This is a genomic window from Enterobacter sp. RHBSTW-00994 (assembly GCF_013782625.1).
Lineage (GTDB): Bacteria > Pseudomonadota > Gammaproteobacteria > Enterobacterales > Enterobacteriaceae > Enterobacter.
Map to the genome: position 1 here is coordinate 840,919 of NZ_CP056199.1, position 18,546 is coordinate 859,464.

General features: G+C 52.2%; 17 protein-coding genes. 2 read left to right on the top strand and 15 right to left on the bottom strand.

The annotated features are described in order from the left end of the window. Positions 1-5 precede the first annotated feature (5 nt). From HV346_RS03955 to thpR, 15 genes are all read right to left on the bottom strand, one after another. Entirely contained in the window at positions 6-524 is a 519-nt protein-coding gene (locus HV346_RS03955; RefSeq protein ID WP_239006333.1) for a fimbrial-like protein, read from the bottom strand. 133 nt (positions 525-657) lie between these two features. Beyond that, positions 658-1,212, bottom strand: a complete 555-nt coding sequence (locus tag HV346_RS03960) for a fimbrial protein (protein WP_181622289.1) — start codon at positions 1,210-1,212, stop codon at positions 658-660. 27 nt (positions 1,213-1,239) lie between these two features. Beyond that, the gene (locus HV346_RS03965; protein WP_249415128.1) at positions 1,240-1,821 is read right to left on the bottom strand and encodes a fimbrial protein; all 582 of its coding nucleotides are present in this window, start codon (positions 1,819-1,821) and stop codon (positions 1,240-1,242) included. 30 nt (positions 1,822-1,851) lie between these two features. Then, positions 1,852-4,440, bottom strand: a complete 2,589-nt coding sequence (locus HV346_RS03970) for an outer membrane usher protein (protein WP_181622290.1) — start codon at positions 4,438-4,440, stop codon at positions 1,852-1,854. A 64-nt stretch (positions 4,441-4,504) separates the two neighbouring features. Beyond that, positions 4,505-5,215 (bottom strand): fimbrial chaperone, encoded by a 711-nt coding sequence (locus HV346_RS03975; RefSeq protein ID WP_249415140.1) that lies wholly within the window; start codon positions 5,213-5,215, stop codon positions 4,505-4,507. A gap of 107 nt (positions 5,216-5,322) precedes the next feature. Then, a complete protein-coding gene (locus HV346_RS03980) occupies positions 5,323-5,913 on the bottom strand; it encodes a fimbrial protein (protein ID WP_181622292.1) in 591 nt (196 codons plus the stop codon). A 289-nt stretch (positions 5,914-6,202) separates the two neighbouring features. Next, positions 6,203-6,583: an aspartate 1-decarboxylase gene (gene panD / locus HV346_RS03985; RefSeq protein WP_181622293.1), complete on the bottom strand. Its 381-nt coding sequence runs from the start codon at positions 6,581-6,583 to the stop codon at positions 6,203-6,205. Positions 6,584-6,696: 113 nt separating this feature from the next. After that, entirely contained in the window at positions 6,697-7,551 is an 855-nt protein-coding gene (gene panC, locus HV346_RS03990; protein WP_181622294.1) for a pantoate--beta-alanine ligase, read from the bottom strand. Between the two features lie 11 nt (positions 7,552-7,562). Continuing rightward, a complete protein-coding gene (panB, locus tag HV346_RS03995; RefSeq protein WP_181622295.1) occupies positions 7,563-8,354 on the bottom strand; it encodes a 3-methyl-2-oxobutanoate hydroxymethyltransferase in 792 nt (263 codons plus the stop codon). 122 nt (positions 8,355-8,476) lie between these two features. After that, positions 8,477-8,956, bottom strand: a complete 480-nt coding sequence (gene folK, locus HV346_RS04000; protein ID WP_181622296.1) for a 2-amino-4-hydroxy-6-hydroxymethyldihydropteridine diphosphokinase — start codon at positions 8,954-8,956, stop codon at positions 8,477-8,479. Beyond that, positions 8,953-10,350, bottom strand: coding sequence for a polynucleotide adenylyltransferase PcnB (gene pcnB, locus HV346_RS04005; protein WP_181623694.1), 1,398 nt, complete (start codon positions 10,348-10,350; stop codon positions 8,953-8,955). Before pcnB ends, folK begins: the two co-directional genes overlap by 4 nt. 51 nt (positions 10,351-10,401) lie before the next feature. Beyond that, a complete protein-coding gene (gluQRS, locus tag HV346_RS04010; RefSeq protein ID WP_181622297.1) occupies positions 10,402-11,292 on the bottom strand; it encodes a tRNA glutamyl-Q(34) synthetase GluQRS in 891 nt (296 codons plus the stop codon). Between the two features lie 61 nt (positions 11,293-11,353). Further along, the gene (dksA, locus tag HV346_RS04015; RefSeq protein ID WP_001155232.1) at positions 11,354-11,809 is read right to left on the bottom strand and encodes an RNA polymerase-binding protein DksA; all 456 of its coding nucleotides are present in this window, start codon (positions 11,807-11,809) and stop codon (positions 11,354-11,356) included. Positions 11,810-11,986: 177 nt separating this feature from the next. Further along, positions 11,987-12,691 (bottom strand): DNA/RNA nuclease SfsA, encoded by a 705-nt coding sequence (gene sfsA, locus HV346_RS04020; protein ID WP_181622298.1) that lies wholly within the window; start codon positions 12,689-12,691, stop codon positions 11,987-11,989. Beyond that, positions 12,681-13,235: an RNA 2',3'-cyclic phosphodiesterase gene (gene thpR, locus HV346_RS04025; protein WP_181622299.1), complete on the bottom strand. Its 555-nt coding sequence runs from the start codon at positions 13,233-13,235 to the stop codon at positions 12,681-12,683. The genes sfsA and thpR overlap by 11 nt, the downstream gene beginning before the upstream one ends. A gap of 73 nt (positions 13,236-13,308) precedes the next feature. Between thpR and hrpB the strand changes: the two genes are divergently transcribed. Beyond that, on the top strand, positions 13,309-15,738 hold the full coding sequence (hrpB, locus tag HV346_RS04030) for an ATP-dependent helicase HrpB (protein ID WP_181622300.1): 2,430 nt from the start codon (positions 13,309-13,311) through the stop codon (positions 15,736-15,738). 139 nt (positions 15,739-15,877) lie between these two features. Further along, positions 15,878-18,400, top strand: a complete 2,523-nt coding sequence (mrcB, locus tag HV346_RS04035; protein WP_181622301.1) for a bifunctional glycosyl transferase/transpeptidase — start codon at positions 15,878-15,880, stop codon at positions 18,398-18,400. Positions 18,401-18,546 lie beyond the last annotated feature (146 nt).

The following is an 18,546-nucleotide window of genomic DNA, read 5'->3' on the forward strand; positions in this document are numbered from 1 at the left end:
GTAATTTATTCATAGGTTACGCTCACCAGTACATGGCTGGTGACCCGGCCCGCAGTAACACTTCCTGTATTCTGGTAACGGGCGGTAAATTCATACTGCGTTAGGTACGCATAATTTTGCTGTTTTGACGTGACGTCATAGACCACATCGGAACTGCCATTTTGCTGTAAAACGTTTTGATGCAGATCTGCGGAGAAGACGACAATACCGACATTTTTAGCGCCGGTGGAGGACTGCTCAAGATCGTTTGCGAAGACCTGATTATTCCCTTGTGCCAGAACACCGGATTGCGGCCGAAAACTGAAATGCAGTTTGCTGGCAGCGCCTTTGTCGTAGTCTTCACAGTCGATGACCTTGATGGCAAATTTAGTTCCACCCGCTTCCTTCGTTGCAGTGTATTTGTCACTACCATCCGCATTAGAAAACCAATCTCTTGGCACAACCGGTAACAGCACCTGACCGCCATTTGATAGGCCGATCTTGCAGGTATTGGCAATGATGTTCGCCGTCAGTTTGATATTCATGCTGGCGTCATCTGCCCACGCAGGGGCAGATGACAATCCGAATGAGAGCGCTGCCAGCAGCAGCGGCAGCCTGTATTTTTTTAAAGATAAAGAAGAGTGTTGCATTATTAAGCTACCGCCTGCCAGTGGTTCATTACTGGTATGTAATCAGGAAGGTCACCGGCGAGGTGACAGCACCAGTGGTGACATTGTTGATGGTCTTGCCATCGGCAACCACAATACGTGATGTCAGGTCATAGGTTCCCGCACCTGAGGTCATCGCGACGTTTTTAGTCTGCGGGGTGGTGCAATTCAGTTGTGTTCCTGATGGCGTTTTACCCTGCCAGATTTCGAATGCGGTCGCGTTGTTAGCACCAAAATTCGTACTGCCAGCGGCAGAACAACTACTGCCAGCGCCTGGTGTTGCCTGAACATCTGCGGATTTCACGCCAGCACAACTGCTGAACACAATCTTAAAGACTTCAGCCCGGGTTTTGTTCGAGAGGTCAGATTTAAAGACATCGCCAAAACCAATTTCGGTGGCAGGCGCACCTGCTGCATTTTGCACCTGGGCGCTACAGGTCCCGGCTTCAATGGTCGTGACAAAAGTGGCCTGAACACTTGATGTGCCCGTAATGGCAGCAAAAGCGGCCGAAGAGAACAACCCGAGGCAGGCAGACAGCGCGATAATTTTCGTTTTCAGTTCCATTATTAAAGACTCCGTATTTCTGCCTGATTAATCGTAATAAAAGTTGAAGGTGGCGACGGCGCTAAACTGACCCGTTGTAGAACCACCGGCCTGTGTTTCAACGAGTGTGGCTCTCAGAGGTACTTCTTTGCTGGTGATTTCACCCGCTGTCCAGACCAGGCGCTTTTGATCGTTGGTCGAGTTGATTTCAAAAGGTGCTGTTGGGGCTGATACACGAGCAATACTGACACCGGTGTAATCCGCGCCTCCGGAGGTCTTGCTCACGCTGTTGACAATAGCGCTCTTCACGTACCCGGAAGCGGAACCGCTCACCGTGGTCTTCAGTGAAGTCAGACTTGACGGGCACTCAACAATGGCCAGCTTGAAGTCTGCGGTGGCGGTTCCTGCTGCGACGTAGTCCTGACGAACTTTGCCGTTCTGACCTATGGTGATGGTGTTGTTTTTTCCATCACCCGTGCCGCCAACGATTTTCATGTCGCAGGTGGTTTCACGAATATTGGCTGTAAAGGTCACATCCAGGTTTGTCGCAGCCTGAACCGCGCTGCTTGCTGTAGTCAGTACCGTTGCTGCAAAAATACAGCGAACGAATTTGTTGGGTATTAACATCATTAACTCATGCTCCTTGTTGAAAATAGCTCATTACATCCGGCAGGTCTGGCCTGGCAGCAGCGTGGTCAGACCCGCTTTTTGTGCGCCCGGCAGGATCTGGTAACTCACGTGACATCGACTCTCCTTGCCGCTTCCCCAGACCACAGTAAGTGTTCCTTTCTCGTCGACACCGCGTACGTAGGCTTGGCCCGCCTGACCGACGCTGCCGACTGACTCACCTTTATCGTTGAGTACATCTGCCCCCAGAGGGATAAAACCTTTGTCTGAGCGTTGAAGCTCAATAACGGCTGAACGTCCTTCGTCGGTTTCAAAGTTAACCAGCACGATCGAACCACTGCGTGGAATGGCGATGGAGCTGGTGCTCTTCACCTCCACATCGGCTTTTAAGGTGCTGGTATCCAGCCCAACGCGGTTTTCACGATATGCAGAGAGATACGGCATGATGGCGTAGCCAGAGTCACCAATTTCCCCGTCGCCGTTGTTTAAGCGTGCGCCTTTTGCGCCACTGGCCTTGACCAGTGCGAGTGAGTCGGTATCACTGATGCTGCCCGGAGCGAACGTCAGGCCACCGGAGTGCAGCAATATGCCGCCGCTGTAGCTGGCAGAGTATTGCTGCTGGTTGTTATCCGTCACCGAAGCCGAAAGGCTGAGCGGCCCATGTGGGCTGTTGTAACTGCCGTAGCCACCAATCTGATTAATGGTGCTGTCATCCCCGCGGTTAGTGCTGGTTGTGACGCTGTAGCTAAAGCGACTGTCCTGCGAGTTTCCACTTGCGGTGGTATTGAGGCTGGCATTACCGCCAAAATCGGAGCTCAGCCCCATATTGACGCTGGAGAAGCCCGCCGGGCGCTTGCCAAACCCGAATAAGGCATCAAATGGCAGGCTGATATTGATATAAATGCTGTCGTCTTTGTCGCCCGTTTCATCGTAAGAGCGTTGCAGTGAGACGCTGTAGCTTCCGTAGGTAAAGCTGTTGCTGTAACCGGCGGTATAGCTGGCGCTGGATTTGCTGCCATCCCAGTAGTCCTGCCAGCTTCCATTTACGTACATCGACCCATAACTCACTTTGTTATGCACCAGCGGCTGGCTAACGTTAATCTGTACCTGGTTTTTCATACGTTTGAACGTGCTGTAAACGTCATTGCTGGTACTGCCAGGTTTGAGGTTGCGATCCTGGTATTTCACACGATCTGCCAGCGAAGCGGCATCGCGCAGACTCAGGTAATCCTCCGTAGAGAAGCGGTACGCGGCGACGTTTAGCGAGGTATCTGTCGCGGATAACATCTTGCTGTACGACAAGCGATAACTCTGCCCGGAAAGCGTGCGTAGCCCATCGATGTCTGCTCGTGAGTGGGTAACATCAAACGCAAATGCACCTACTTCGGTATTCATCGCCAGACCTGCCAGCCCGGCATAGAAACCGGTGTCCATATATTGCAGGCCGGTGTATCCCGTGAAGATGTTATTCAGCCCGTAATACAGGGTGGCGTAGGCCAGCCGTGGTGAATCGTGAATGGACTGGTCGTGTAATTCACCCGCACCGATATCCCAGCGAGCAAAGCCAGGACGCAGCATTTGGCTCACTGAAGAGTAGGGCACTGAAAATGAACGTTTACTGCCATCGGCTTCTTCAATCGTCACCAGCAGATCGTTACCGTAACCGGTGGTGCTCAGATCGGAAATCTCAAACGCGCCAGGCGGTACTGAGGTCTCGTAGATCTTGTTGCCGCTTTGCGTTATGGAGACGCGGGCATTGCTGTTGGCCACGCCACGGATCACCGGCGCATAGCTGGAGAGGCCATTTGGCAACATACGGTCGTCGTTATACAGACGCAGACCGCGCAAGCTGACGGAATCAAACGCGTCGCCACGCGTATACGAGTCGCCCATCAGCATCTGGGCTTTCAGTGGGGTAATGTCTCGCTGCAGGTAGATATCCTGGCTGGCGTAATGGCTGCCGTTGTCGGAATCCCAGTTCAGGTTGCCGCGCGAGCGAAAACGCCACGGCCCCATGTTCAAGCCGTAGCGTAAGCCTGCATAGGCAGTATCCGTTGTGCTGCCAGTGCCTTCACTTCGCCAGGCGTTGAGATCGTAGGAGAGCATCGCCGCAGAAATACCGCTGTCCCACAATGAAGGATCGACATATCCCTCTGGCAGTTTAAGGACATACAGCTGTGGGATCGTGAGATCCAGCTCCTGGGTCGCAGGATCAAATGTTGCTGTTGCTCCTGAAAAGGCTTTTTCAATCGCAATACAGGTTTCATCCGTAATATCGGGCGTTTTCTCCAGCGATTCCGTATTAATGCCCATCTGTTTGAGCGCTAATACGGTAAAGCACGGCGTCGCACGAGGCGTGCCATTATCTTTAAATTCAACGTCACTGGTCATTTTGGGTTTCCCGTTGACGTTGATTTTTGTGCGGTATTTTCCGGGTAACACCGGGTTGCCGTGACTAAAACGGCTGACATCAACTTTACTGCCAGTATTAAATAAAAACTGATCGTTAAATTCGACTTCATCCGTCCCCATCGTTACCGGGGATTGTGAATCGGCAGCTACGGCGCATAGCGGAATCGCCGCGCTTATAGAAAGGCACAGAAATGAATGTCGAAAAATCATAATAATCCTGATCCATCAGATGCCGGTTAATATTAACCGGCATAAATATTCGAGTTATTTATTATTAATTGACGGGAATGTTGTGTTCTTCCATGCCGCCAAAATCATTTATTGAGGAATACTTCACTTTCCCACTGGTGATATTTGAAAGTCCTTTGACTTTCATTACTTCGCTAGAGAGAGGCTTAACAGAGTGGCTTTCCACTTCGTATTTTTTGCCATTCACTTCAAATTCAGCGCTGGCCAGAGAAACGTTATAAACCGCATCATTTTTGGCAACCAAAACCAAACCATCAGCGTTTTTTTGCTGTGACCATTTCAGGTTTTTCGCGGCCTCTTCCGGTGTGCCTTTCAGGCCATTCGGGCGGAAAAAGAGTTTAATTCGGGTGCGAAAAGCCAGTTGCAGCATGTTCTGGTTTTCTTCGGATTGCGCTTTTGGCGGAACCTCCAGCACGTTAAACCAGTACAATGATTCACGGTCTTGTGGCATCGATGTGCCTAACCAGGTGACGCGGATTGACTGGCCTTTTCGGGCATCGACGCGGGTTACTGGAGGGGTGATCACAAACGGGAGTTTTAACTCTTGTGGGTCCACGGTATCACGCCCATCGTCCAGCCATGACTGTACAAGAAGAGGGTGATTACCTTTATTTTCAAGATTAACAATCACGTCTTTGGCTGATTCCGGGTAAATAACCCGAGTACCTGAAATAACAATATCAGCGTTAGCCTGAGCGGTTATTATGCAGCCAAGCATAAATACCAGCGTTTTCATTCCATTGCTTATTTTTGCATTACGCAGTCGCATATCCACTCCAGGATAATTGAGATGAAATAACGTCCGCCGAAGGGCGGACGTATTTTAAGATGAATAATCGATGATTATTCGTAGCTCATGGTGAAGAAGGCGTTAGCCGTTACTTTACCTGCAGTTACTGGGTTGCTGTCTTTAACCCATGCAGAGCCAGGGACATAGGCCACACGGTAGTACAGATTGCCAGAACCATTGGTCACGTCAGCAACCTGAGAGTTGTTTGCTGGCTGGCCAACCATGACGCGGTCAGTGTTGGAAGAAGAGTTGTTAAACATCGCCAGGCTGACGTTGGTGGCAGAGCCAGAAACGTTTGAATCCGGGTCGATCGTGCCGTTACCAATGGAGCCCATGTTTTTAGACATGAACACTGCAGACGCTTTTTTCACTTGAGCTGGGCATTTAGTCAGCATCAGTTCGAAGTTTTTAGAACCCACACCTTTATCAATGGTCGTGCCTTCAACGTCCGATTTTTTCACGACTGGCAGGGTGATCGTGATGTTGTTGGTGTCTTCACCGTTATTGGTGTTGATAACACAAGTGGTGTCCGTTACTGCGCCGTCAAACGTGATCAGACCAATATCGGTATCAGCGAAGGAAGCGGCAGAACTAAAAGCCATAACTACAGCAGCGGCAGTCATGCTAATTTTTTTCAGTGACATAACAAATTCCATGTTAATGGAAGATTTTTAAAGCTGGGGTTTCTCAGCGGGAGGGATTCTAGAACTAAAATTATATTTACAATTGTTATAAATAATTAATTTTGAATGTAGCTATTCTTTATTTATTTATGTATCAATGGGATAGGGTTGGTTTGGCAGGATGGATAAATTCTTAAAAAATAAAAATCATTAGGGAGGTATATAGATTTTTTAAAACTAATAAGGTAGATAATTAATATTATATCAAGACCCGAAATATTAGTGTAAATAATATTTCGGGTCGATTTTATTATGCGACCTGAACCGGAATAGCTTTCGCGGTACGTTTCATTTCGTTATCGCCTTCAAAGTACGCCACTTTTGGCTGCCAGCGATGTGCTTCTTCATCAGACATCATCACGAAACTGGCAATAATAACGATATCACCCACGTTCGCGCAGTGCGCGGCAGCGCCGTTAACGGAGATAATTTTAGAACCGCGTTCCGCCGCTATGGCATAAGTGTAGAAGCGATTGCCATTGGTGACATTCCAGATATCAATGGCTTCATTTTCAAGAATACCCGCCGCATCGAGAAAATCCTGATCGATCGCGCAGGAGCCTTCGTAATGCAGGTCTGCCTGAGTGACTTTCACACGGTGAAGCTTACCTTGCAGCATTTTGCGAATCATTACGTCTACCTTTAATCATCATGCTTTGCCCTCTCGCAGACGACAGGGCAGGGTGAAGGGAACAATTCCCAAGGCAAATATGGGCGCAGTATTGCCCGATTTTTAGCCGATGTCTACTTCGCCAGTTCAACCACTTTATTGTCGATCAGACGCGCCTGGCCGAGCCATGCAGCCACCAGAATGACCGCTCGTTTGCTGGCTTCGGTGAACTCCAGCAGCGTATCCGCATCACGAATTTGGACATCATCAGAGCGGAAACCTTTATCGTTTAATGCCTGCTCAGCAAGAGCGACAATCTCTTCTGCCGTCAGTTCTTTCGCCAGAAGCTGTTCAGCCATGGTATTCATTACTTTGCTTAACCCTGGCGCAATTTTGCGCTGGTCAGCCGTCAGATAACCATTGCGGGAGCTGAGTGCCAGACCGTCTTTAGCACGCACAATCGGGACGCCCACGATCTCGATGTCATAGCCCATATCGGCCACCATCTTGCGAATCAGCGCCAGTTGCTGGAAGTCTTTCTCACCAAAACAGGCCACATCGGGTTGAACCAGGTTGAAAAGCTTGCTGACAATCGTTGAGACACCACGGAAATGCCCTGGGCGACTTGCGCCTTCCAGCATGGTCGAAATCCCTGGGACATCCACATAGGTCGACTCTTCGGTTCCCTGAGGATAAACATCAGCCGGAGCCGGAGAGAAGACGATATCCGCATGGCGTTTTTTGAGCTTCTCGCAATCTTCCTGAAGAGTGCGCGGGTAGCGAGCCAGATCGTCAGCCCGATCAAACTGCATGGGGTTCACAAAGATACTGACTACCACGATATCGGCACGGGCTTTTGCCTCGTCAACCAGTTTCATATGGCCGTCATGGAGGTTTCCCATGGTTGGAACCAGTGCGATACGTTTACCTTCCTGGTGCGCACGACGAATGTGCTGGCGCAGCAACGGCAGGGTTTCAATGATTAGCACAACAAGACTCCTTAATGGAAACTGTGTTCTTCGCCCGGATAAACTCCGGATTCAACCTCGTCAATATACTGCCTGACCGCAGCGCGCATGTCGCCCGCCGTGCTAAGGAAGTTTTTGGCGAATTTAGGGATATGCCCACCAGTAATGCCAAACGCGTCGTGCATCACCAGAATCTGACCGTCTGTGACGTTACCTGCGCCAATCCCAATTACCGGAATTGAAAGTGCATCGGTAACGCGTTGCGCCAGCTCTACCGGCACACACTCCAACACCAGGAGCTGGGCGCCTGCGGCTTCAAGCGCCAGCGCATCATCCAGCAGGGTCTGCCCGGCATCACCGCGACCTTGCACTTTATAGCCGCCGAAAATATTGACGGATTGTGGGGTTAAACCCAGATGCCCACAAACAGGTACGGCGCGCTCAGTGAGCATTTTCACCGTATCCACAAGCCAGGAACCGCCTTCTATTTTGACCATGTTCGCCCCTGCGCGCATAACGATCGCCGCATTTTCAAAGGCTTGTTCCGGTGTGGCGTAAGCCATGAACGGCAAATCGGAGAGAAGCAGGCAGGCAGGCGCGCCACGGCGTACCGCGTGCGTGTGATAAGCGATATCCTCAACCGTTACGGGCAGAGTGGAGTCATGTCCTTGTACCGTCATCCCTAACGAATCGCCGACCAGCATGACGTTAATCCCTTCTTCGGCAAAGAGTTTGGCGAAGCTGTAGTCATATGCCGTGATCGTCGCGAAGCGTTTCTTTTCCTGTTTGCATTTCTGCAGTAAGGCGATGGTGGTTGGTTTCATACTGTTTCCTGATAGCTCAAAGCGAATCTTTGCGCATTCTAACAGTAACATTCGAGGGAACAATGATTTTAGGCAATCGATTAACCACAAATATTTCATGGTGAATCAACAAAAAAACAGGATTACCAGCGGGCGGGTTTTTCGGCGTTAAGACGGTCTAAAACAGTCTTCAGAGAATCACCATCAGGGAAGCGGAGATCGGGGGCGACTTCAAAGAGTGGCCAGAGCATGAAACCACGGTTTTTCATGTCGTAATGGGGGATTGTCAGGCGTTCGGTATGAATAGTCTGATCGCCAAACAGCATGATATCAAGGTCGAGCGTACGTGGTCCCCAGCGTTCAGCTTTGCGCACACGACCTTGCTGTAATTCGATACGTTGGGTGTGATCCAGAAGCGTGTCGGCATCAAGTGCTGTCTCTAGCACAACAGCGGCATTGAGGTAGTCAGGCTGATCCTGAGGCCCCAGCGGTGGTGTGCGATAAAAAGACGATACAGTAACGACACGGCTCTGTGGGATCTCACTCAGCGCCTGCACGGCAGCATTGACCTGCTCCAGGGGAGAAGCAAGATTGCTGCCGATGGCTATCCAGGCGAGAGTCATGCACTGCCTTCACGGCGTGGCGCACGTTTACGCGGGCGGCGGTGACGACGGCGAGTTTCTGGCTCTTCATCCAGATTGGTCAGCATACCTTTTTGCTCTGGCGGCGCAGAGACCTGGAATTCACCCCACCATTTCACCAGCTTTTGCAGTTCCTGGTTGTTTTCAATCTCGGCACGCAGTGCCATCAGATCGTAAGCGGCACGGAATTTCGGATGTTCCATCAACTTCCAGGCACGTTTACCCTGACGGCGAGACATGCGCAGCTGTAGCTGCCAGATATCACGCACCAGAGTGGTAATACGTTTCGGAATGGCCAGCGTGCGACAGGCTTCGTCCAGAACGTCATTTGCCGCAAGTGCAAACGCGTCGTAATACGCCAGCCCACTCTCCTGAGCAATCTTTTGTGCGGTTTCCAGAAGCGGATACCAGAACATGGCCGCAAACAGGAACGCAGGATTAACACGCATATCGTTGTGCAGACGCGTGTCGGTATTCTTCAGCACCTGCGCAATCATACGTTCCATCGGACTGTCGCTGCTTTCAGTAAAGTAGCGAGTGATCGTCGGGAACAGTGGCTGGAACAGGCTGTATTCACGTAGCAAGGTATAGGTTTCAAACCCATAACCGGCTTGCAACAGCTTCAGCGTCTCTTCGAACAGACGGGCCGGAGGAACATCGTTAATCAGCGTTGCCAGACGCGGGATTGGCTCGGCGGTTTCCGGGCTAATACGCATGTTCAGCTTTGCGGCAAAGCGCACAGCACGCAACATACGTACAGGATCTTCTCGATAACGTGTTTCCGGTGTACCGATCAGACGAATCAGTCCCGCTTTCAGATCCTGCATTCCACCAACGTAATCACGCACGGTGAAATCGGCAACGCTGTAATAGAGACTGTTGATCGTGAAATCGCGACGCTGGGCATCTTCTTCAATCGAACCAAAGATATTATCGCGCAGTAACATCCCGTTTTGGCCACGCTGGGAAGTCGTGCGATCGGTCGTACTGCCTTCGTGATGCCCACGGAAAGTGGCAACTTCAATAATTTCAGGCCCAAACATGACGTGGGCGAGACGGAAACGACGGCCAACAAGGCGGCAGTTACGGAATAATTTGCGTACCTGCTCAGGGGTGGCGCTGGTCGTTACGTCGAAATCTTTCGGTTTTTTGCCTAGCAATAAATCGCGGACACCGCCGCCCACGAGGTAAGCCTCGTAGCCTGCTTTATTCAGACGATAAAGTACCTTGAGGGCATTTTCACTGATATCTTTGCGGGAAATATTGTGCTGCTCACGCGGAATAACCGACATATGGGATTGCGCAATGACGTCATCCGCCATGCTCTCTTCGCGGCTTAGCACCTTACGGCAAAAATTAGCGACTCGGGTAAAAATAGTACACCTCGTAGTGTGTTTTATTTGTCAGGACAAAAAAATAGCGGCTAATCATAGCTCAGCACAACGCATTTGAGAATGCTGGATTTTAGGCACAGCCGCGAGCGACCAGCTTTTGGCTGCCATTCTCAGTAATTCATCAACGCCTAAATCGTGCCATTCACCTGTTACATTTTGGTTGAGAAATCGCAATGCGTCGATCAAAACAGGGCGCGGATCGCCGTCAGGTAGAGCTGGAGCGTGGTTCTGCTTCGACAATTTATTGCCTTGCTCATTGAGCGCCAGCGGCAGGTGGATGTAGTCCGGTGCTTGCCACCCGAAGTGCTGATACAACGATATTTGTCGTACGGTGGGTTCAATAAGGTCTGCGCCGCGCACGATTTCCGTTACGCCCTGAAAATGATCGTCAACGACCACGGCCAAATTATAGGCAAATAAGCCGTCGCGACGATGAATAATAAAATCTTCCTGTGCCAGGCGAGCATCGGCCTGAATGTTACCAGACAGTCGATCGTTAAAATGCATAACCGGATGATGTTGCTGCAACCGTACGGCGGCATTTTCCGGCCCGTTATGCGCTGAACGACAGTGACCATCATACACGCCGCCAACGCTCTGGATGCGCGCACGGGTACAGGTGCAGTAGTAGGAAAGTCCTTGTTCATAGAGCCATGCCAGACGTTCCCGGTAGGCATCGTGACGTTTAGACTGCCAGAGTATGTCGCCATCCCAGTGAAGACCGTAATGTTCCAGCTGACGCAGAATAGCCTCTGCAGCACCGGGAACTTCACGCGGGGGATCAATATCTTCTATGCGGACACGCCAGATACCGTGATTTGCCCGGGCCTGTAGGTAGCTGCCAAGCGCAGCAATCAGGGAGCCGAAATGTAATTCACCAGAAGGGGATGGCGCGAAGCGCCCAATATAGTGTGATTCAGACATATCAACAGTAACAAGGCGGGAGAAAACTCCCGCCTTTGTGAACGTTATGACAGGGCAGGGATTAACCGGCCATCTGTTTTTCGCGAATTTCTGCCAGCGTTTTACAGTCGATGCAAAGATCGGCAGTTGGACGCGCTTCCAGGCGACGAATACCAATTTCAACACCGCAGGATTCGCAGTAGCCGAAATCTTCGTCCTCAACCTTTTTCAGCGTTTTTTCGATCTTTTTGATCAGTTTGCGTTCGCGGTCACGGTTACGCAGTTCGAGGCTGAACTCTTCTTCCTGAGCGGCACGGTCTACCGGGTCCGGGAAGTTAGCAGCTTCATCCTGCATATGTGTAACGGTGCGATCGACTTCATCCCTGAGTTGATTACGCCATGCTTCAAGAATACGCTTGAAGTGCGACAGCTGGGCTTCGTTCATATACTCTTCGCCCGGCTTCTCCTGGTATGGCTCCACCCCAGCGATGGCGAGAATACTCAGGGACGATGTTTTACGGTTTTGCCCTTCTTGCATGTTGCTTCTCCTTAACACGCACTATCGATCCCCGTGTTGGGGGAAAAATCAGGTCGCTATAAATAGCAGATGCTTTTCCGTATGGCAATTATCTATACGTAACACTTGACAAGCCTGTGAGGAAAAGCGTATTTGCGCACGCGGCCAGAACACCAAATAATCAATCGTCTACCTTCCTTATAACACGATCGGAAGGGTCGATCTCAGAGTCATATTATCGGCAGAAAGTTCCGCTTTATAAGCGAAAACCTCTACCCCCTGCTTATGTGCCTCATTCAACAGTTGCGCGTATTTTGGGTCAATATGGCGGGCAGGAGAAAATCGTTCAATTGCTGAGTGCAATACTGCAAACAGCAACACGGCGCGTTTGCCCGCCGCCGCTACACTCATCAACTCTCGCAGATGCTTCTGGCCACGTAGCGTTACTGCATCTGGAAAGTAGCCATTTTCCTGTTCTGCTAACGTCACTGATTTTACTTCAATATAGCACTCAGGTCGTTCTTCCGCCTGTAGCATAAAGTCAATTCTGCTCCCTTCCTCGCCATATTTCACTTCACTTTTTAAGCTGCTGTAACCGGCGAGTTCAGGAATAATCTCGTCAATAAGAGCTTCCTTAACCAGTTGATTTGCCCGCAATGTATTGACACAAATAAAGGCGTCTTGCTGGGTTTGTGTCATCTCCCAGGTATGAGGATATTTACGTTTAGTATTTTCTGATGTGGAATACCAGATCGTGTCACCCGGCGTCGCGCAACCTGTCATCGCACCCGTATTAGGGCAATGCAGTGTCAGCGTTTCGCCATCAGGAGTTACTACATCAGCAAGAAAGCGCTTGTAGCGTTGAATCAATGTGGCGTGTTGTAAGGCAGGGCTAAACTTCATCGGGATTCCTTAAGGTGTCGCCCAGCGTCCAGCGCTGTAACGGGGTGTATCGGGTGCGTCCTTGTCTAAAAACAGATTCGTATAGCGCGAACGCTTTCACTGGAAAGACCCAGTGAAAGCCAGGCGGCGGAATAGCAACGGCCTGGCCGGCGTCGCGCAACAAGGTGATATGAGGGTGAAACGGCTGCGGGTTTTGATAACACCCACTGCGCGCCGCCTGAGCGCGCAGCATATTCGCCAGTTGTAATAATCCACGAGGTGGCTGTCGCGTCCCGAGCCAGACCACGCGGGAGCGTAACCACTGTCCGGCATCATCCAGGTGCAGCGTAAAGCCAGGCTGGGAAATGCGTCCGGCCATTGTGGCCAGAGCGCGTTGCTTTTCGGCACTGACGTCGCCTAAAAAAGCCAGTGTCAGATGCAGGTTTGCGGCCGCCACAGGGCGACCTGCCTCGGCGGGAAAGTGGTCGGCGCGCCAGCGGACGATTTGCCGCTGTATCGTGGCGGGCATCTCAATGGCGAAAAACAGTCGTTTCGACTCAGGCATACGGGGGACTCGGTAATGATATGCGCCGATGCTACAATGTACGCCGACGAATGTTAACCCTCTGGAGTTGTTAGTGTCCTCATTGCCGGTCGCCGTTGTCCTTCCTGAGCTGCTCGCTGCCCTACAACATGCCCCGCAGGTTTTGCTTAATGCGCCTACAGGAGCCGGTAAATCGACCTGGCTGCCGTTGCAGATCCTGAAAGACGGGAATATCCACGGGAAAATTATCCTTCTGGAACCGCGCAGGCTAGCCGCGCGTAACGTGGCGCAGCGCCTTGCTGAACTGCTGAATGAGAAGCCCGGCGAAACAGTCGGCTACCGCATGCGCACTGAAACCTGTGTGGGCCCGTCCACGCGGCTGGAAGTGGTGACGGAGGGTATTCTCACCCGGATGTTGCAAAACGATCCTGAGCTGACCGGCGTCGGTCTGGTGATTCTGGATGAATTTCATGAGCGGAGTTTACAGGCCGACCTCGCGCTGGCGTTGTTGCTGGATGTACAGCAGGGGCTGCGTGACGATCTCCGCCTCCTGATTATGTCGGCAACGCTGGATAACGCACGCTTACAGCAAACATTACCTGATGCGCCCGTTATCACCTCTGAAGGCCGCGCTTTCCCGGTAGAGCGTCGCTATCAATCTCTGCCAACCCACCCGCGCTTTGACGAGGCCGTCGCCATGGCTACGGCGGAGCTGTTACGTCAGGAATCCGGTTCGTTGCTGCTGTTTTTACCTGGTGTTGGGGAGATCCAGCGGGTGCAGGAGCACCTGGCATCCCGTGTGGGCCGTGATGTTACGTTGTGTCCACTCTACGGCGCGTTATCGCTGAATGAACAGCGTAAGGCGATCCTGCCTGCGCCTGCCGGAATGCGCAAAGTGGTACTGGCGACGAATATCGCTGAAACCAGTTTAACCATCGAAGGTATTCGTCTGGTGGTTGATACTGCGCAGGAGAGAGTCGCCAGCTTTGATCCTCGTACCGGCCTGACGAAACTCCTGACTCAACGGATAAGCCAGGCCTCAATGATCCAGCGTGCCGGTCGTGCCGGACGACTCGAATCGGGGATCTGCTTGCATTTGATCGGCGCTGAGCAAGCTGAACGTTCAGCATTGCAGAGTACTCCTGAGATTTTACAAAGCGATCTCGCCAGCCTGGTCATGGATCTGTTGCTGTGGGGCTGCCCGGATCCTTGTCAGCTCACCTGGCTCAATCCGCCGCCAGAAGTTAATCTTGCGGCTGCACGCGGTTTGCTTGCGCGGCTTGGTGCGCTGGAGGGCGATCGTCTGTCATCACGTGGGCAAAAAATGGCGGCGATGGGCAATGAGCCGCGCCTGGCGGCAATGCTGGTGGCCGCACAATCGGATGACGAAAAAGCCACAGCGGCAAAACTGGTCGCCATTCTTGAAGAGCCTCCTCGGAGCGGGAACAGCGACCTGATGGCCGCATTTTCGCGCAACCAGCCTAACTGGCAGCAGCGGGCGCAGCAGCTGTTGAAACGGCGTAATAGCCGGGGGGGAATGCCAGACAGCAATAATATCGCGAATCTTCTGGCGCAGGCTTTCCCGGACAGGATTGCACGTCGGCGTGGGTTGGACGGGCGCTACCAACTGGCAAATGGTATGGGTGCGATGCTGGACAGTGATGACGCGTTAACGCGCCACGAATGGCTCATTGCTCCGCTATTATTGCAGGGCAGTCATTCCCCGGATACGCGCATCCTGCAAGCCATTGCCGTTGATATCGAGGGGCTCACGCGCGCTTGCCCGCAATTGCTTGAGCAATCTGATACGGTGGAGTGGGACGATGCGCAAGGGACGCTGAAAGCTTTTCGTCGTAGCCAGATTGGTAAACTGACGTTGAATGTGAAGCCGCTGGCGAAGCCTTCAGAAAACGAGTTGCACCAGGCGATGCTGAACGGCATTCGGGAAAAAGGGCTGAGTGTGCTGGGCTGGACACCGGAAGCGGAACAGTATCGACTTCGCCTGCACTGCGCCTCGCGTTGGTTGCCTGAATATACCTGGCCTGACGTCAGTGATGATGCCTTGCTGGCGACGCTTGAGAGGTGGCTATTGCCGCAAATGAGCGGTGTACATTCGTTACGAGCCCTGAAAGCACTGGATGTGAAGACGGCGTTACAAAATTTACTCGACTGGTCATTGCGTCAACGTCTGGATAGTGAACTGCCAGGGCATTACACTGTGCCGACCGGAAGCCGGATTGCCATTCGTTATCACGAAGATAATCCGCCTGCGCTGGCTGTACGTATGCAGGAGATGTTTGGTGAGGCGACAACGCCGTCTATTGCCGAAGGGCGTATTCCTTTGGTGCTGGAACTGCTGTCTCCTGCTCATCGGCCACTGCAAATTACGCGTGATTTACGTGCGTTCTGGGCAGGAAGCTATCGTGACGTGCAAAAAGAGATGAAGGGGCGTTACCCCAAACACGTCTGGCCGGACGATCCGGCAAATACTGCGCCGACAAGGCGGACGAAGAAATATTCTTAGTGGGTGCGGCCTGATGCCCTCACCCCGGCCTTCTCCCACAGGGAGAGGGGGAAACCAATTTTGAGAGATTTCTTCTTTCACGGTGATGTGGAAGAAAAGAGAATCTGGCCTTTGCGCCTGAATGTTGCGGAGAAAAAGCATGGCGGGGAATGACCGCGAGCCAATAGGACGTAAGGGAAAACCTGCGCGTCCGGCAAAAGAAAAGGTGAGTCGTCGTCGTAGTGATGAGGATTACGACGATGACTATGAAGATGATTATGAGGATGAAGAACCTATGCCACGTAAAGGAAAAGGCAAAGGGCGTAAGCCTCGCGGTAAACGCGGCTGGTTCTGGCTGCTGCTGAAGCTGTTTATTGTTTTTGTTGTTTTGATGGCTATTTACGGCGTCTATCTGGATCAAAAGATCCGTAGCCGTATCGACGGAAAAGTCTGGCAATTACCGGCGGCGGTTTATGGCCGTATGGTGAACCTTGAGCCGGATATGTCCATCACAAAGAACGAAATGGTGAAACTGCTGGAGGCCACTCAGTATCGTCAGGTGTCGAAGATGACGCGTCCTGGTGAGTTTACTGTTCAGGCGAAAAGCATTGAGATGATCCGTCGTCCATTTGATTTCCCGGACAGCAAAGAGGGGCAGGTGCGTGCGCGTCTGACCTTCGATGGCGATCATCTTGAAACCATCGAGAACATGGACAACAACCGTCAGTTCGGGTTCTTCCGTCTCGATCCGCGTCTGATCACCATGCTCTCTTCTGCCAATGGCGAGCAGCGTCTGTTTGTGGCGCGTAACGGTTTCCCGGATCTGCTGGTGGATACCCTGCTGGCAACGGAAGACCGTCATTTCTATGAGCATGACGGTATCAGTCTTTACTCCATTGGCCGTGCGGTGCTGGCAAACCTGACCGCCGGGCGTACGGTGCAGGGGGCGAGTACGCTGACGCAGCAGTTGGTGAAAAACCTGTTCCTCTCCAGCGAGCGCTCATACTGGCGTAAAGCGAACGAAGCCTACATGGCCGTGCTGATGGATGCGCGTTACAGCAAAGATCGTATTCTTGAGCTGTATATGAACGAGGTGTACCTCGGTCAGAGCGGTGATAACGAGATCCGCGGTTTCCCGCTGGCGAGCCTTTATTACTTTGGACGTCCGGTGGAAGAGTTGAGCCTTGACCAGCAGGCACTGCTGGTTGGTATGGTGAAAGGGGCCTCAATCTATAACCCGTGGCGTAACCCGAAACTGGCGCTGGAACGTCGTAACCTGGTTCTGCGTCTGCTGCAACAGCAGCAGGTCATCGACCAGGAGCTTTACGACATGCTGAGCGCGCGTCCGCTGGGTGTGCAACCGCGCGGTGGGGTGATCTCTCCACAGCCTGCATTTATGCAAATGGTCCGCCAGGAGCTGCAGAGTAAGCTGGGCGATAAGGTGAAAGATCTCTCTGGCGTGAAGATCTTTACCACCTTCGATTCTGTTGCCCAGGATGCAGCTGAAAAAGCGGCGGTCGACGGAATTCCGGCACTGAAGAAACAGCGTAAGCTGAGCGACCTTGAAACCGCTATGGTTGTGGTTGACCGTAATACGGGGGAAGTGCGCGCCATGGTGGGCGGTGCGGAGCCACAGTTTGCGGGCTACAACCGGGCCATGCAGGCACGTCGCTCTATCGGTTCTCTGGCGAAGCCAGCAACCTATCTCACGGCGCTGAGCCAGCCAAATCAGTATCGCCTGAATACCTGGATTGCCGATGCGCCGCTCGCGCTGCGTCAGCCTAACGGTCAGGTATGGTCGCCACAGAACGATGATAAGCAGTTCAGTGGACAGGTTATGTTGGTGGATGCGCTGACTCGCTCCATGAACGTACCAACGGTAAATCTGGGGATGGCGCTTGGCCTGCCTGCGATTACCGATACCTGGCAGAAACTGGGTGTGCCGAAAGATCAACTGAACCCGGTTCCTGCCATGATCCTCGGCGCATTGAACCTGACGCCAATTGAAGTCGCTCAGGCGTTCCAGACCATCGCGAGCGGTGGTAATCGCGCGCAATTGTCGGCATTACGTTCGGTAATTGCTGAAGATGGTTCCGTGTTGTACCAGAGCTTCCCGCAGGCGGAGCGTGCTGTTCCGGCTCAGGCCGCCTACATGACACTGTGGACCATGCAGCAGGTTGTTCAGCGTGGTACGGGGCGTCAATTGGGAGCGAAGTACCCAGGATTGCATCTGGCAGGTAAAACCGGGACCACCAATAACAACGTGGATACCTGGTTTGCCGGTATCGATGGTCGTGAAGTGGTGATTACCTGGGTGGGACGCGATAATAACCAGCCGACCAAACTCTATGGTGCAAGTGGGGCAATGTCGATTTACCAGCGTTATCTGGCAAATCAGTCCCCGGTTCCGCTGAATCTGGTCGCACCTGAAGATGTCGTAGATATGGGCGTGGATGAGGCGGGTAACTTTGTTTGCGGCGGTGGTGTGCGTTCGCTGCCGGTCTGGACGACCAACCCAGACTCGCTGTGCCAGCAAAGTCAGCCTCAGCAGCCGACAGGCAATCCGTTTGATTCATCTTCTCAACAACAGCCGCAGCAGCAACAGCAGCCGCAGCAACAAAATGAGAAGAAAGACAGCGACGGTGTTGCAGGCTGGATCAAAGATATGTTCGGCGGAAACTAATCTGCCTCTGACCCCCTTCTGCGGAAGGGGGTTCTCTTCACCAGTAACACACATATCCCTAACCAAAATACCATCACTTCTTAACCCTACGTTTTCTCTTGTTTAATTCTTAAACCCTCAATTCTCGTAGGGGCGTATATCACTTG